The organism is Streptomyces coelicoflavus, assembly GCF_003112555.1.
In the GTDB taxonomy this organism is placed as follows: domain Bacteria; phylum Actinomycetota; class Actinomycetes; order Streptomycetales; family Streptomycetaceae; genus Streptomyces; species Streptomyces coelicoflavus.
Genome location: NZ_BEWB01000003.1, coordinates 226287 through 241640, shown reverse-complemented (window position 1 = coordinate 241640; position 15354 = coordinate 226287). Strand labels below are relative to the sequence as shown.

The 15354-nt window shown below is 69.0% G+C and carries 9 protein-coding genes; 2 read left to right on the top strand and 7 right to left on the bottom strand.

Going from position 1 to position 15354, the window contains the following annotated elements; translation table 11 throughout:
- Positions 1-9: 9 nt before the first annotated feature.
- The 3 genes from Sco07f_RS06210 to Sco07f_RS06200 all read right to left on the bottom strand — a co-directional run bounded on the left by Sco07f_RS06210 (position 10) and on the right by Sco07f_RS06200 (position 6747).
- The gene (locus tag Sco07f_RS06210) at positions 10-1728 is read right to left on the bottom strand and encodes a protein kinase family protein (protein ID WP_108987203.1); all 1719 of its coding nucleotides are present in this window, start codon (positions 1726-1728) and stop codon (positions 10-12) included.
- Between the two features lie 139 nt (positions 1729-1867).
- Positions 1868-4270: a murein biosynthesis integral membrane protein MurJ gene (gene murJ, locus Sco07f_RS06205; protein WP_108987202.1), complete on the bottom strand. Its 2403-nt coding sequence runs from the start codon at positions 4268-4270 to the stop codon at positions 1868-1870.
- A 44-nt stretch (positions 4271-4314) separates the two neighbouring features.
- Positions 4315-6747: a DUF6049 family protein gene (locus Sco07f_RS06200; RefSeq protein ID WP_108987201.1), complete on the bottom strand. Its 2433-nt coding sequence runs from the start codon at positions 6745-6747 to the stop codon at positions 4315-4317.
- A gap of 225 nt (positions 6748-6972) precedes the next feature.
- On the opposite strand from Sco07f_RS06200, the gene Sco07f_RS06195 reads away from it, so the two are divergent.
- Positions 6973-8424: a CCA tRNA nucleotidyltransferase gene (locus tag Sco07f_RS06195; RefSeq protein ID WP_108987200.1), complete on the top strand. Its 1452-nt coding sequence runs from the start codon at positions 6973-6975 to the stop codon at positions 8422-8424.
- 92 nt (positions 8425-8516) lie between these two features.
- On the opposite strand, the gene Sco07f_RS06190 is transcribed toward Sco07f_RS06195, so the two are convergent.
- The 4 genes from Sco07f_RS06190 to Sco07f_RS06175 form a co-directional block, all read right to left on the bottom strand.
- The gene (locus Sco07f_RS06190) at positions 8517-9005 is read right to left on the bottom strand and encodes an LppU/SCO3897 family protein (protein WP_007388940.1); all 489 of its coding nucleotides are present in this window, start codon (positions 9003-9005) and stop codon (positions 8517-8519) included.
- A gap of 121 nt (positions 9006-9126) precedes the next feature.
- Positions 9127-10389, bottom strand: a complete 1263-nt coding sequence (locus tag Sco07f_RS06185) for an MFS transporter (RefSeq protein ID WP_108987199.1) — start codon at positions 10387-10389, stop codon at positions 9127-9129.
- A gap of 79 nt (positions 10390-10468) precedes the next feature.
- Positions 10469-11551, bottom strand: a complete 1083-nt coding sequence (locus Sco07f_RS06180) for an inositol-3-phosphate synthase (protein WP_007388938.1) — start codon at positions 11549-11551, stop codon at positions 10469-10471.
- A gap of 44 nt (positions 11552-11595) precedes the next feature.
- Complete coding sequence (locus tag Sco07f_RS06175; protein WP_007388937.1) at positions 11596-12273, bottom strand: PadR family transcriptional regulator; 678 nt, start codon at positions 12271-12273, stop codon at positions 11596-11598.
- A 664-nt stretch (positions 12274-12937) separates the two neighbouring features.
- On the opposite strand from Sco07f_RS06175, the gene Sco07f_RS06165 reads away from it, so the two are divergent.
- Positions 12938-15328 carry a transglycosylase domain-containing protein gene (locus Sco07f_RS06165; RefSeq protein WP_108987197.1) on the top strand — a complete coding sequence of 797 codons (2391 nt, stop codon included), beginning with the start codon at positions 12938-12940 and terminating at the stop codon, positions 15326-15328.
- Positions 15329-15354: the final 26 nt, after the last annotated feature.

The following is a 15354-nucleotide window of genomic DNA, read 5'->3' as shown; positions in this document are numbered from 1 at the left end:
GGCGGGCCCTCAGCCCTTGAAGGTCACGTCGGTGATCGCCTGCTTGTAGCCGGCGCCGCTGTAGCCGTCGGACGGAGCGTTCGGCACGTCCGTCATCCACAGGAGGACGTACCGCGTCTTGACGGGCTTCGACGCCTTGGCCGTGAGCGAGGTGCCGGTCGTGGTCGCGCTCGCGATCTCCTTCATGCCGTCGACTCCGGTCGAGGGCGCCAGGGAATCGGCGGCGTAGAGGTGCACGGTCGTGTGATCACCGGTGTACCGGAGTCCTATCGACGCCGTCGAGACGTCCTGCTCCGAACCGAGGTCGTAGACGATGCCGACCCCGGGCTTGTACGGCGCGAGCTTCGGGCCCTCGTTGTACTTCTTCGTGCGCCAGAAGGTGGAGGCGTCACCGTCGTAGGTCTTGGCCACGTCCTGCGGCGCCTGGGCACTGCCACTGGCGACGTACTCCTGGGCCGTCTGCACACTGATCGGCTTGGTCGGCTCGGTCCGCTCGTCGTTCTTGTCGTTGCCGTCCGTCGTCTGGGTCTGGTTCTGGTTGTCGGCCTTGCCGCCCCGTTCCATGAGCGCGTCCGCGAGCTGCCAGCTGCCGAGGCCGAGCGCGGCGATCAGCAGGGCCGAGACGCTCCATTTCAGGGCCTTGCCGGTACGGCTCTGCAGCGGGGGCGGCGGCGTCGGCACGGGCGGGGTGACGCCTGGATGCGGCGCCGGGCGGCCGTACGCTCCCTGCTGGTAGGCCGTGCGCTGGTACTGGGGCGGGGCGGTGTACGCCGGCTCCGGCGGGCGGATGCGCGGCATCTCGCCGATCGCCTTCACCAGTTCCTCCGGCGTGGTGCACGGCGACTCGTGGCGGGAAGCGGTGGCGCCGTCGTTGGCGAGCGCCCGCATCGCCAGTTCGGACAGGCCGCGGTGGATGCCGGCCCGCACCTGGTCCGGCGGAATCAGCCCGATGTCCTTGGGCAGCCCCGCCAGACCGTGGGCGTCGGTCTCGTACGGCCACCGCTGGGTGAGCGTGGCGTACAGCAGGGCGCCGATGGCCTCGGTGTCGGTGCGCTGCGGGGTGTCGGAACTGATGCCGCGCAGTGCGGCGTTGACGGCGAGTCCACGGATCCGCCACTGGCCGGTTGACGTACGCAGCACCGCGTTGGGGCTCAGGCGAAGGTGCGCGAGGCCCTCGCGGTGGGCGGCCGCCATGGCCGACGCGACCTGACTGACCATCTGGTAGGAGTCGTAGGCCTCCAGCGGCCCGGAGGCGAGGAGGGCCGTCAGCTCGGTGGCATCGGGGAGCCACTCGTGCACGACGTAGACGAGGTCGTTGTCCTCGACGGCGTCCAGTACCTGGACGAAGCGGGGGTCGCCGAGCAGGGCGGAGGAGCGTGCCGCGGCCAGCACGGAGCGGGCCCGCGCGTGCTCCGCCGGGAGGAGGTGGACGCCGACGGCGCGGCGCAGTTTCTCGTCGACGGCCCGCCAACTGCTGAAGCCGTCCAGACGGGTGACGCACTCCTCGAGGCGGTAGCGTCTGGCCAGCTTGTGCCCACTGTGCAGTTCGGGAGGCGAGGCCTTGCCGGACTCCTCGCTCGTGGGGTTCCCCTGTGCCTCGTCGCTGTCCGTGTCCCGCTCCCGGTTGTTGGCCACCCCGTCGGCCGTGGACTGGTCCGCCTGTGCGGTCAGCGGCTCGTCACCGCTGTTGTCTGCCACGTCGACGGCAGCTGTGCTCCGTTCCGCCACCGTCGTTCCTGCCTCCCCATTCCGTGCGCGTCGGCCGACTCCCGATCCGCGCGTCCGACGCCGAACCCAATTGTGCCCACAGTCCGCCGCTATGCACGACACACAGCGGAGGGCGATGGTTGTGCGCCTACCCCGGGTCTCAGCGTCCCAGGCGTCCGCGCACCATGCCGACCAGAGAGTTGACTTCCTCGATGCGCATGCGACGGGCGGCGACGAAGAAGACACCGAACAGCAGCACTCCGCCCGCCAGCAGCGCGGCGAACGATCCCACGACGCCCTGGCCGAGCACGCGGCTGATCGCGTAGCAGGCGGCACCACCCATCAGAGCAGCCGGTACGGACGCGATGCACAGCCGGGCGTACGTCCGCAGCACGCGGGCACCGTCGAGGTCCCCGCCGAGCCGCTTGCGGAGCCTGCGCCAGGCGACGCCCACACCGATCACGTAGGCAAGGCCGTAGGAGGCGGCCATGCCGACGACGGCCCAGCGGGAGGGCAGCAGGAAGTAACACAGGCCCGCGGCCGCGGCATTGACCACGGCCACGATGACGGTGTTGTAGAAGGGCGTCCGGGTGTCCTCGTAGGCGTAGAAGGCGCGCAGGACGACGTACTGCACGGAGTACGGGATGAGACCGAGGCCGAAGGCCATCAGCATGTAGCCCATGTTGGTGGCCGCGCCCGTACCGGAGGAGCCGAAGATCAGGGTGCACATCGGAATGCCGAGTGCGACGAAGCCAAAGGAGACCGGCACGATGGCGACGGCCGTCGTGCGCAGACCCTGGGAGATGTCGTCGCGGACCGCTCCCCCGTCCTCCTCGGAAGCCGAGCGGGAGATGCGTGGCAGCAGGGCGGCCATCAGGGAAACGGTGATGATGGCCTGCGGAAGGCCCCAGATGAGCTGGGCGTTGGCGTAGGCGCTGTAGCCGGTGCCGGCGAGGTCGGTGTCGGTGACCGACGCCGTGGCGAGCTGGATGACGACGAGGGCGCCCGCCTGGTTGGCGAGGACGAACAGGATCGTCCACTTGGCGAGCATCGCCGCCTTGCCGAGGCCGTGCCCCTTCCAGTCGAACCGCAGGCGCAGCTTGAAACCGGTCTCGCGGAGATAGGGGATCATCGCCAGGGCCTGCACGACGAGGCCGAGCAGGATGCCGATGCCGAGGAGCTTTTTGCCTTCCGGCGGGATGGTCGCGACTGTCATCCCCGAGTCGGCGGCCGTGCCGTAGACCCAGAGGAACATGCCGAGGGTGACGATGATGACGATGTTGTTCAGGACCGGAGTCCACATCATTGCGCCGAAGCGTCCACGGGCGTTGAGGATCTGCCCCATCACGACGTGGACGCCCATGAAGAAGATGGAAGGCAGGAAGTACCGGGTGAAGGTGACGGCCGTCTCGTTGGCAGCGGGGTATGAGGCGACGGGGTTCGACAGCGCGCGGACCAGTAGGGGGGCCGCCAGCATGCCGAGCACGGTGAGGGCGCCAAGGGCCACCATGACGAGGGTCAGGAGGCGGTTGGCGTAGGCCTCGCCGCCGTCGTCGTCGTCCTTCATGGCTCGTACGAGCTGGGGGACGAAGACCGAGTTGAGGCCGCCGCCGACGGTGAGGATGTAGATCATCGTCGGCAGCTGGTAGGCGATCTGGAAGGACTCGCCCAGCAGGGCGAGGCCCAGGGCGGAAACGATCATCGCGGACCGGACGAACCCGGTCAGCCGCGACACCATCGTGCCCGCCGCCATCACGGCGCTCGACTTCAGCAGGCCGCCCGCACGGCCGCTCTTCTTGGGCGCGGCGGCCGGTGCTGCCGCAGGGGCGGGCTCGGGCTCCTGGAGGGGTGCCTCGGCCGCCTCGGGAGTGGGAGCCACCGCGTACTGGCCGGGTGCGGGCGCCGCGTGCTGCCCGGGCGTCGGAGCGGGGGTGCCGTACTGACCGTGGGCCGGAGCGTTCCCGTACGGGTCGGGCCCCTGGTGCCCGCCGTACTGTCCCGGCGCCGGAGCGGGGGTGCCGTACTGCCCCGGTCCGGCCGGGCCGCCGTACGGCGCCGGGGCGGGGACGGCCGGCTGGTCGTTGTACGAGGGGTGGCCGCTGCCCTGCTGCTGGTCGCGGAACAGGTGCGCGAAGGCGTCCGGCTCGTGGCGCTGGTCACCGGCCTGGCCGACCAGGTCGTCCACGCCGACGAACTGCGTGGTCCGAGGGTCGTCGCCGTACGGCAGGTACTGCGTCGGGCCCTCCGGTTCGGGAGCCGGGGTCTGGGCCCAGAGGCGGGGGTCGGGGGCGTGGGGCGACTGGGCGGGCTGGGAGTACAGCGGCTGCGGCGGCGGGTACGTGCCCGGGGGCGGAGGGGGGTGGGCGGCGCGGTCGTAGAGCGCCTCGGAGACCGGATCCTGGGCGGAGAGGTCCTGTGCCCGGTACGGGTCCTGGTCGTAGGCGTCCTGGAGGTACATGTCCGCGGGCGGCTGCGGTGCCTGGCCGGGGTCCGGCGGCGGGACCTGGGGGTGCCCCGAGCCGTCCGCGGCCCGACCGCGGTCACCGTCGTACGGCGCGTTCATGGTTACCCCACCTCATCGTCCCGGGCCGACCGGCCACGACATCCTCAACGGTCCACTCTCTCACCCGTGCCGGACGGGTCGGCGCTTTCCGCTGCGGTGTCCGGTGTCGGGTCACTCGGCTGCTCCGGGTCGGCGGCCCGGGCCGGTGCCTCGGACTCCTGTGTGGGACGTGCCTCGGCGTCCTCCGGTTTCTCCGGGGCGCCGTCGGAGTTCTCCGTCGCCTCCGGCTCTCCGGGGTCGGTCTCGTCGGTCTCGTCGCTCTCGTCGGTTTCGTCGGCCTTCTCGGCGGCGCGGGCCGCGGCGCGCTTGCGCTGCGTGTACATCCGGAAGCCGGCGAGGACGAGCAGCAGGACACCGCCGCCGATGACGAGCATCACGGTGGCCGTGATCTCGGTGACCTTTACGTCGAAGGTGACGGGCTTCCCGTACGGCCGACCGTCCGTCGTGTACAGCTGGGCGATCACCGTCGCCCGGCCGTTGGCGTTGGCCGAGGTGGTGAACTTCACCGACTGGCTGTGGCCGCCGGAGACCGAGATCGGCTGCTCCTTGTACCGGGCGCCGCCGATCTCGAGACGGGTCGGGTTCGTGGAGGTGAGCCGCAGCACCAGGGGGCCGACGTCCTGGACCAGGTTGTTCTGCACCGTCACCGGGATGGTGGCGCTGCGGCCGGAGAGCTTCGTCTCCGACTTGTCGATCAGTCTGACCCGGCCGGACAGACCGTCGAGGTACTTCTTCACTCCGGCACGGAATGATTCCGCCTCGGCGGGCCTGCCGCGCCACGACACGGACATCTCCCGGTTCAGGGCGCGCCCGAAGGGGGTCACCACGCGGGAGGGGTCCGAGAGCACGACCTTGAAGCTGTCCAGGGCGTCCTGCGTCCGCGCACTCTCCACGAAGGCCGCTCGGGGCAGCTCCTTCTTGCGCAGCGCCGACGGGTAGGAGGAGGTTCCCGGCACCTTGGTGGCGGCGTCCGGGTCCGGCTTGGCCTCGGAGGCCGCCGCCAGCTTCTGGGACTGTGACCAGGTGCCGCTCTGGAGGGTCCGCAGCGCCTCGGCCATCGCGCGGGCCTGGCTGCCGGTGGGCGTGCGCTGGGGGGCGATGACGACGCTGCGCTGCTTGTCGGTCTGCTGGCCCAGGCCGAGGCTCTGGGCGAGGAAGCGCTGCACGGCGAGTGTGGAGGCGGACGCCGTCGTCAGGTCGCCCTCGAAGGCCGTGGACAGCCGGGCGTCCGCCACGACGGCCGTGGTGCCGCCGCCGATGGGGCGGGCGGCGGAGGGCGTGTAGGGCAGGCCGTTGCTCTCCTGGAGGCTGTCGCTGCGCGCGATCACCTTGTCGGCGCCGGCGGAGGTGGCGACCTTGACGATCGACCGGTCGACGGCGCCGTCCACGGGCCAGGCGAAGTCGGTGTTCGGCTTCACGTGGAGGATCGGCTCGACGGTGTTGTCGACGACGTCCGTCGCCTCCTTGAGCTGACTCAGCGAGCCGGCGACGTCCGTGCCGTTGTGGGCCAGGGACGCCAGGTCGGGGTCGGCGAAGGGGAGGGCGACGACCTCCTCGTCGGCCACCGCTTCCTGCAGGTCGGCGAGCCACTGCTTGGCGATCGTCTGGTGGGTACCGGCGACGGTCTTGTCCCCGTCCCGGACGCGGTAGCTGCCCGTCATCGCGTCGACGGAGGCCAGCAGGTCCGGGTCGACCACCCAGGTGACGTCGAGGTCCTTGCCCAGGGTCACCATCTGGTTCAGGCGGCCGCCGGGGGAGATCTCCTTCGCCAGGTCGTCATTGAGGAAGACCGGGGTCTGCTCCTCGTTCGGTCCCGTTTCGGCGGCCATGTGCGTCGTCGAGACGAGTGGCCACAGCGCCGTGGTTTTGGTCTTGGTGTCGGCCCCGTCGGGCTGCCAGGGCAGGAAGGTCCGCTGGATGCCGAGGGTCTGCTGCCACGGCTGTGCCGAGGTCTCACCGGACAGCGAGACCGCGAATTCGTACACGCCGTCGTCGCCGAGGTTCAGATCGTCGACCGGGACGGAGATGTTGAAGTGCTCGGCGACGCCTGGGGTGAGCTTGGAGAACTTCTCGGTGTACTTGTTGTCGATCTCCGGAGAGATGGAGCTTCGAAGGTCGTCACTGTCCTTGGCGATCGCGTCGACGGACGAGCGAGTGTCGATCTCCGGGCCCACCCGCAGGCCCACATGGGCGTCGGTGACGGTCTGCTTGCCCCTGTTGGTCACGGTGCCCGACACGGTCACCGTGTCTCCGTCCGCGGGCGCGGAGGGAGTGAGCGAATCGACGGCGACGGCCACCGATCCCGAGTCGGAGTCGGCCAGGGCGGCGGTCGCGGTCTGGGCCTGCGCCGTGCCGGCGGCGGGCAACTGGGCGAAGCCGGCCAGCAGCGGCGCCCCGGCGATCAGTGCCGTGGTGCGCCGGAGCCACCGGCGGGCAGGTGAGGCACTGGTCCCCTGGAAGTCTGCCGCCTCGGCCACGCGCTCGCCCGTCCCTCGTCGTGATCAGTGGTCGTCGGAATGTGCGTCCACGCATGGTAACGATGTGCGCCGAGCGGAAGTGCCGCGGAGTACGCCACAAGATCCGCTGCCGGGCCGGGCTTCCCCGTATGTGCGCCTATAAAGGGAGCGGTACGAAAGTGGGGGATTCCACGCCCGATGAATGGGGGCGCCTGTCTCCGCCCGGGCCACGTACCCTGTTCTGTTGTGCCGAACGCCAACGAAGTCAGCCCCAGTGCCCTCAGTCAGGAGCAGCAGCGCGCGGTGAACGAGCCGCTGCGGATCGCCCCTGTCGCCGACGATCTCGCCCGCCGTTTTGAGGAAGCCGGGTTCTCGCTCGCCCTGGTCGGCGGCTCGGTCCGGGACGCCTTGCTGGGCCGGCTCGGCAACGACCTGGACTTCACGACCGACGCCCGCCCTCAGGACGTACTGAAGATCATGCGTCCCTGGGCGGACGCGGTCTGGGAGGTCGGGATCGCGTTCGGCACGGTCGGAGGTCAGAAGGACGGCTGGCAGATCGAGGTGACCACCTACCGGTCCGAGGCGTACGACCGCACCTCGCGCAAGCCCGAGGTGTCCTACGGCGACTCCATCGAGGAGGACCTCGTCCGGCGTGACTTCACGGTGAACGCGATGGCCGTCGCGCTTCCGGAGAAGGTGTTCATCGACCCCCACGGCGGACTCGACGATCTCGCGGCCGGTGTGCTGCGTACTCCGGGTACTCCGGAGGATTCCTTCTCGGACGACCCGCTCCGGATGATGCGGGCCGCGCGTTTCGCCGCGCAGCTCGACTTCGAGGTGGCCCCGGAGGTCGTCAAGGCCATGGAGGACATGGCCGGGCGCATCGACATCGTCTCGGCCGAGCGGGTCAGGGACGAGCTGAACAAGCTCATCCTCTCCGCACACCCGCGCAAGGGGCTCTCCCTGCTGGTGGAGACGGGCCTCGCCGAGCGGGTCCTGCCCGAGCTGCCGGCACTGCGGCTGGAGCGTGACGAGCACCACCGGCACAAGGACGTCTACGACCACACGCTCATCGTCCTGGAGCAGGCGATGGCCCTGGAGAGCGACGGTCCGGACCTGACCCTCCGCCTGGCCGCCCTGCTGCACGACATCGGCAAGCCGCGCACCCGTCGCTTCGAGGAGGACGGCAGGGTCTCGTTCCACCACCACGAGGTGGTCGGCGCCAAGATGACGAAGAAGCGCATGACCGCGCTCAAGTACTCCAACGACCTGGTGAGGGACGTCTCACGCCTGGTCGAGCTGCATCTGCGCTTCCACGGTTACGGCACGGGCGAGTGGACGGACTCCGCGGTCCGCCGCTATGTCCGGGACGCCGGGCCGCTGCTCGACCGGCTGCACAAACTGACGCGGTCGGACTGCACGACGCGCAACAAGCGCAAGGCGTCGGCCCTCTCCCGTGCCTACGACGGCCTGGAGGAGCGGATTGCGCAGCTTCAGGAGCAGGAGGAGCTGGACGCGATCCGCCCCGACCTGGACGGCAACCAGATCATGGAGATTCTCGGTATCCGGCCCGGGCCGGCCGTTGGGCAGGGATACAAGTTCCTGCTGGAGCTTCGCCTGGAGAACGGGCCGATGGAGCACGACGCGGCGGTGGCTGCCCTGAAGGAGTGGTGGGCGCAGCACCCGGAGAACGCATGAGAAACGGGCGGCACGTTTCACGTGAAACGTGCCGCCCGTTGGTCGTGTTTCACGTGAAACACGACCCCGCTTTCGCGTTCGGTTGACGGTCCCTACTTCACTTCCTTGAGGCAGAGAACAACCTTGTGGCTGCTGCTGCCTGTCTGGTAGTAGGAGATCGTTGCCTCCTTGACCGCCTCGCACTTGCTGTCGTCGCTGGTGTTGTCGAACTTCTCGACCACTTCGAACTCCGCGTCACTCGAGGAGCAGTCGACCGTCTTGAGGTCCGGGCTGACCTGCGTGCCCTCGTTGTGCATGCAGTCGCCCACGGCGGTGGTCTCGGCGTCGGACTGGCCCAGGTACCACTTGACCCCGCCGATCGCCAGGGCCACCACGATGACGCCGACGATGCTCAGCAGCTTCTTCTTGAACTGGTTGGAGCGGGAGGGCGGCGGAACGGTAGCGCCGGGCGGAGGGAAGCCCGGCTGGCCGGCCTGCTGCGGGAAGCCCTGCTGTCCCTGGGCGTAGGGGTTCTGTCCCTGAGGCTGCTGCGGCTGGTTCTGCGCGAACGGGTTGCCCTGGGGCGGCGGCTGGGTGGTCACTGGGGGTCCCCCTGAAATAGGTGCGTGTCGCGAACATGTCGCGAGATAAGACGCACGTAAGCTACCGGGTCCCACTGACAACTCTGTAGTCCGGTGGGGCTCTGTGTCACTGATGTGACACTTACCGGCTCTCAAACCGGGCCATAGCTGCCGCAACCACTCCGTAGACCACGGAGATCGTCACGACCAGCGGCACCGAGCGGCCGTCCGGCGGCAGCATGAGTGCGGCCACCCCGGCCGCGCCGACGAAGGCCACGTTGAACAGCACGTCGTAGACGGAGAAGATCCGGCCGCGGAATGTGTCGTCGACCGAGGACTGCACGACCGTGTCGGTCGCGATCTTCGCTCCCTGGGTCGTCAGGCCCAGCACGAATGCGGCGGCGAGCAGCGGGGCCGTGGCGAACGGCAGGCCCAGCGCGGGTACCAGCACGGTGGCGACCGCGGCGCAGACGGCCATCCAGCGGCCGGGGCCCAGCCGTCCCGCCGCCCAGGGGGTGACCACTGCGGCCGCGAAGAAGCCCGCCCCGGAGACCCCGAGCGCCAGCCCCAGCAGGGCGAGCCCCTCGTCCGTCTCCGAGGTCAGGGCGTACCGGCACAGCATCAGCAGCATGACCAGCAGGGCGCCGTAGCAGAACCGCATCAGCGTCATGCCCGCCAGTGCCCAGGCGGCCTCCCGGCGGGCCGGTGCGGCGAGATGCCGGACGCCCGCGGCCAGGTCGCGGGCGGTGCCGGTGAGAGCCGAGGTCAGCCTCGGCGGTACGAGTGCCGGGTCCGGGCCCAGGAGCTCCACGGCGATCCGCAGCGACGCCAGCGCGCCGCACAGGTAGAGACCCGCCCCGAGCAGCACCACGGCGGCGTCGGAGTCCGAGAACACGAGGCGCACGACGAACGCGAGGCCGCCGCCCGCCGTCGCGGCCAGGGTGCCGGCCGTCGGGGAGAGGGAGTTGGCGATCACCAGCCGCTCGGCGTCGACCACCCGGGGCAGCGCGGCGGACAGCCCCGCGAGGACGAAGCGGTTGACGGCGGTGACGCAGAGGGCCGAGACGTAGAAGAGCCAGTCGGGGACGGAGGCGACCATCAGCACCGCCGTCACCGAGGCCAGCACGGCGCGCAGCAGGTTGCCGTAGAGGAAGACCTGGCGGCGGCGCCAGCGGTCCAGCAGGACACCGGCGAAGGGGCCCACCAGGGAATAGGGGAGCAGCAGGACCGCCATCGCGGAGGCGATGGCGGCGGGCGAGGTCTGTTTCTCCGGGGAGAAGACGACGTAGGTGGCGAGCGCGACCTGGTAGACGCCGTCGGCGCCCTGGGAGAGCAGACGAACGGCGAGCAGGCGCCGAAACCCCTTCAGGCGCAGCAGGATGCGCAGGTCACGGACGACGGCCATGGGGCACAGCCTCACATACGGGAAAGGTCCCCGGGTCACACGACCCGGGGACCCTCGGCAGACCGGGGTCAGCGGCTGCTCAGCGCTCGACCTCGCCCGCGATGAACTTCTCGACGTTGGCACGGGCCTCGTCGTCGAAGTACTGGACCGGCGGGGACTTCATGAAGTAGCTCGACGCCGACAGGATCGGGCCGCCGATGCCGCGGTCCTTGGCGATCTTCGCGGCGCGCAGGGCGTCGATGATGACACCGGCCGAGTTCGGGGAGTCCCAGACCTCGAGCTTGTACTCCAGGTTCAGCGGGACGTCGCCGAAGGCACGGCCCTCGAGGCGGACGTACGCCCACTTGCGGTCGTCCAGCCACGCGACGTAGTCGGACGGGCCGATGTGGACGTTGTCCGCACCCAGGTCGCGGTCGGGGATCTGGGAGGTGACGGCCTGCGTCTTGGAGATCTTCTTGGACTCCAGGCGCTCGCGCTCGAGCATGTTCTTGAAGTCCATGTTGCCGCCGACGTTCAGCTGCATCGTGCGGTCCAGGACGACGCCCCGGTCCTCGAACAGCTTCGCCATGACGCGGTGCGTGATGGTGGCGCCGACCTGCGACTTGATGTCGTCGCCGACGATCGGGACGCCCGCCTCGGTGAACTTGTCCGCCCACTCCTTGGTGCCGGCGATGAAGACCGGGAGGGCGTTGACGAAGGCGACCTTGGCGTCGATGGCGCACTGGGCGTAGTACTTCGCCGCGGCCTCGGAACCGACGGGCAGGTAGCAGACGAGAACGTCGACCTGCTTGTCCTTGAGGACCTGGACGACGTCGACCGGCGCCTCGGCGGACTCCTCGATGGTCTGGCGGTAGTACTTGCCGAGACCGTCGTGGGTGTGGCCGCGCTGGACCTGGACGCCGCTGTTCGGCACGTCGCAGATCTTGATGGTGTTGTTCTCGGAGGCGCCGATGGCGTCCGCGAGGTCCAGGCCGACCTTCTTGGCGTCCACGTCGAAGGCGGCGACGAACTCGATGTCACTGACGTGGTAGTCGCCGAACTGGACGTGCATCAGGCCGGGGACCTTGGCCGCCGGGTCGGCGTCCTTGTAGTACTCGACGCCCTGCACCAGCGATGCGGCGCAGTTGCCCACACCGACGATGGCTACGCGAACCGAACCCATTCCGGTTGCTCCCTGTGTGTACGAGTGAGGCCCTGACTGGGCGCTCACGTGGCGGTGTCGCCGGGCGTATCCGGCCGGGGGTCGTCCCCCGGCCGGGGCAGGCCGCCCGTCGCTCCAGATGTCGTGTCCTGTTGAGCGGTCCCCTCGGCGGCGGAACCTCGCAGGTCCCGCCCCGCCCGCTCGCTCTCGATGAGCTCGTTCAGCCAGCGCACTTCGCGCTCCACGGACTCCATTCCGTGGCGCTGCAGCTCAAGCGTGTAGTCGTCGAGTCGCTCCCGGGTGCGGGCCAGGGAGGCCCGCATCTTCTCCAGGCGCTCCTCCAGCCGGCTGCGCCGGCCCTCGAGCACGCGCATGCGCACGTCTCGCGACGTCTGCCCGAAGAACGCGAAGCGGGCGGCGAAGGTCTCGTCCTCGTACGCGTCCGGGCCCGTCTGGGAGAGGAGCTGCTCGAAATGTTCCTTACCGTCGGCCGTCAACCGGTAGACGATCTTGGCGCGGCGCCCGGTGAGGGAGGCGGCGGCCTCGCCGATGTTCCCCGGTTCCTCGATCAACCAGCCGTTGGCGACCAGCGTCTTGAGGCAGGGATAGAGCGTCCCGTAGCTGAACGCCCGGAACACACCCAGTGACGTGTTGAGTCGTTTGCGCAGCTCATAGCCGTGCATCGGGGACTCGCGGAGCAGGCCGAGTACGGCGAACTCGAGGATGCCGGATCTCCGGCTCATCGTCGCCTCCTCTCGCCTTTATGCCGCGCTGATGTATCGACTCGATACATCAGCACGATAGAACGAGCATCCGCGTGCGACAAGGGGGGAACTGGTGAACGGGATCACATCGCGGTTTCATCGCGAGCAAGTTGCCTGATTTGAGGTGAACTTCGGGTCGCGGGGGTTTTGGCGGTGCGTAGTGTGTGCGCCATGCGAACCACCGGGAACCGAGTGACGTCTGGGGGCGTCCCTGTCCCCGGTGCAGTACGGGTGAATGCGGAAGGGGCCGCATCCGTACTTCGGGGGGACCGGAAACCAGCCGCCTTTACCAGGCGCGCAAAGGTGCGCCTGCCCGAGGAGTAGTCGTTCGATGAGCGAGCACCGTCGCAAACCGCCGCAGCCGCAGGGAGGCGGACGTGCCGCGGCCCGACGCGGTCAGTCCGGCTCGTCCTCCGGCCGCCGTGCGGCACCGCGAGGCGCCACAGGGTCTCCGTCCGGCTCGTACGGTCCGGAGAACGAGGAGCGTGCGTACGGCAGCCGCGCCGAAGCCCGGCGCGCCGCACAGCGGAGCGGGGGTGGCCGCCGCAGAGCGGCCGAGCCGGGCCGCGGTGGCCGGCGAGGGGCCCCCGGCGGCTCGGCAGGGGCCGGACGAGGACGTGCCGCGGCGCCCGGCAAGAAGCGGATGATCGACTACCCGCGCCACGACAAGGACGGGTGGCATCGCTGGGTGCCGTCCTGGAGGCTCGTCTCCGGGCTGTGCATCGCGTTCTTCGGCTGCCTGGTCGGCGCCGCCGGCCTCGCGTACGCCATGGTGAGCGTCCCCGTCATCGACGAGAGCGCCACGGCGCAGAACAACGTCTACTACTGGGCCGACAACACCCAGATGGTGGCCACGGGCGGTGACCGCAACCGTCAGAGCGTCGATCTCTCGCAGATCCCCAAGGAGATGCGCAATGCCGTCATCTCGCAGGAGAACAAGACGTTCTACTCCGACAGCGGCATCGACCCCGCGGGCATCGCCCGCGCCGTGTTCAACATGGCCAAGGGCGGTGAGACGCAGGGCGGCTCCACCATCACCCAGCAGTACGTGAAGAACGCGATGCTGAACGACCAGTCGCAGACGATCTCCCGCAAGGTCAAAGAGATCTTCGTCTCGATCAAGGTCGGCACCGACGTCTCCAAGGACGACATCCTCGAGGGCTACCTGAACTCCGCCTACTACGGCCGTGGTGCCTACGGCATCCAGGCGGCGTCCCGGGCGTACTTCAACGTCGACGCCGTTGACCTCAACCCGGGACAGTGCGCCTTCCTGTCGGCGATGCTCAAGGGCGCCACCTACTACGACCCGGCGGGCTCGGTGTCGATCGACCCGACGGGGGCCACGCCGGAGGCCAACCAGAAGCGTGCCCGCCTCCAGATGCAGGACACCCTCGACAAGATGGTGGAGTACGGGCATCTGAGCCAGACGGAACGGGCCAAGTACAAGGAACTCCCCACCACGCAGAACCCGCAGTCGAACGCGAAGCTGGGCGGCCAGATCGGCTACCTCGTCAGGCTCGCCAAGTCCTCCGTGCTCAAGAGCGGCAAGGTGTCGGAGCAGCAGCTGGAGAAGGGCGGCTACTCGATCTACACGACCTTCGACAAGAAGAAGGTCGACGAGATGGAGAAGGCGGTCCAGAAGGTCTACAAGGAGAAGATCGACCCCAAGAAACGACCCGAGACGGACAAGTACGTCCAGTTCGGCGGGGCGTCGATCGACACGAAGACCGGGGCCATCAAGGCCATCTACGGCGGTGAGGACGCCACCAAGCACTTCACGAACAACGCCGACGTGACCGGTGCCCAGGTCGGCTCGACATTCAAGCCGTTCGTGCTCGCGGCGGCGATGAAGTGGGGTGTGCGCGACCCGGACCTCGGCCCGGTCCAGGCCCAGGACGAGCGCACCATCGCTTCCCCAAAGAGTCTCTACAGCGGCAAGAACAAACTGAAGATCAACAACTACGACGGGTCGATCTGGGAGAACGAGGACGGCGAGCAGTGGCGCCAGGAGAACGACGGTCAGGACGACGTCGGTGACCCGCCGGACTACAAGATCGACCTCCGTGAGGCGATGCGGGAGTCGGTGAACTCCGCCTATGTGCAGCTCGGCATGGACGTCGGACTGGACAAGGTGAAGGAGGCCGCCGTCGACGCGGGGCTTCTGGAGGACAGCCTGACGGGCGCTAGCTTCCCGTCCTTCTCCCTCGGCATCTCGGACCCCAGTGCCATCCGCATGGCGGGCGCCTACGCGACCTTCTCGGACAGCGGCAAGCAGCGCGAGCCGTACTCCGTCACGAAGGTGACGAGTAAGAACGGCACGATCTACACGCACAAGGTCGAGGAGAAGCAAGCCTTCACCGCGAAGGTCGCGGACAACGTCACGGACGTCCTGAAGACCGTCGTCGAGAAGGGAACGGGCACCAACGCCCAGCTGCCCGGCCGAGAGGTGGCCGGCAAGACGGGTACCACGGACGGCAACAAGTCCGCCTGGTTCGTGGGCTACACCCCGCAGCTGTCGACCGCGATCAGCATGTACCGCTACCCGGACGACGAGACCATCAAGGACCGTACGTTCCTGGAGATGTACGGAACGGGTGGCGAGAAGAAGATCCACGGCGCCTCGTTCCCGTCCACGATCTGGCAGGACTACATGTCGGACGCGGTCAAGGGCATGGAGGTGGAGAAGTTCCCCGAGCCGGAGCCCATCGGAGAGGTCGTCAACGACACCCCGTCGCCGACCCCGACTCCCTCTCCCACTCCCTCCCCGTCCGAGACCGAGGAGACCAGTCCGTCTCCGACTCCGTCTCCCAGTGACACGCAGAACAGCCCCTCGCCGCCCGCGCCGACCGATACGTGCGGAGTCTTCGAGTGGAACTGCGACGACGGAGACAACGCCGGCAACGGCAACGGGGGCAATGGCCCAGGCGGCTCCGAGGGCAGCGAATCACCTTCGCCGTCGACCAGTGAGACGGGGGAAGAGGGCGACACCAACGGAAACAGTCGCGGAAACACCATCTGGGGCGCGAACGGCTAGCCGCAGAGCCGCAAGCATGGGTGTTT

Coding starts and splice junctions, on each gene's coding strand:
- murJ (WP_108987202.1), bottom strand. CDS start 4,270: ATGAACGCGCCGTACGACGGTGACCGCGGTCGGGCCGCGGACGGCTCG.
- Sco07f_RS06185 (WP_108987199.1), bottom strand. CDS start 10,389: ATGGCCGTCGTCCGTGACCTGCGCATCCTGCTGCGCCTGAAGGGGTTT.
- Sco07f_RS06180 (WP_007388938.1), bottom strand. CDS start 11,551: ATGGGTTCGGTTCGCGTAGCCATCGTCGGTGTGGGCAACTGCGCCGCA.
- Sco07f_RS06175 (WP_007388937.1), bottom strand. CDS start 12,273: ATGAGCCGGAGATCCGGCATCCTCGAGTTCGCCGTACTCGGCCTGCTC.
- Sco07f_RS06165 (WP_108987197.1), top strand. CDS start 12,938: ATGATCGACTACCCGCGCCACGACAAGGACGGGTGGCATCGCTGGGTG.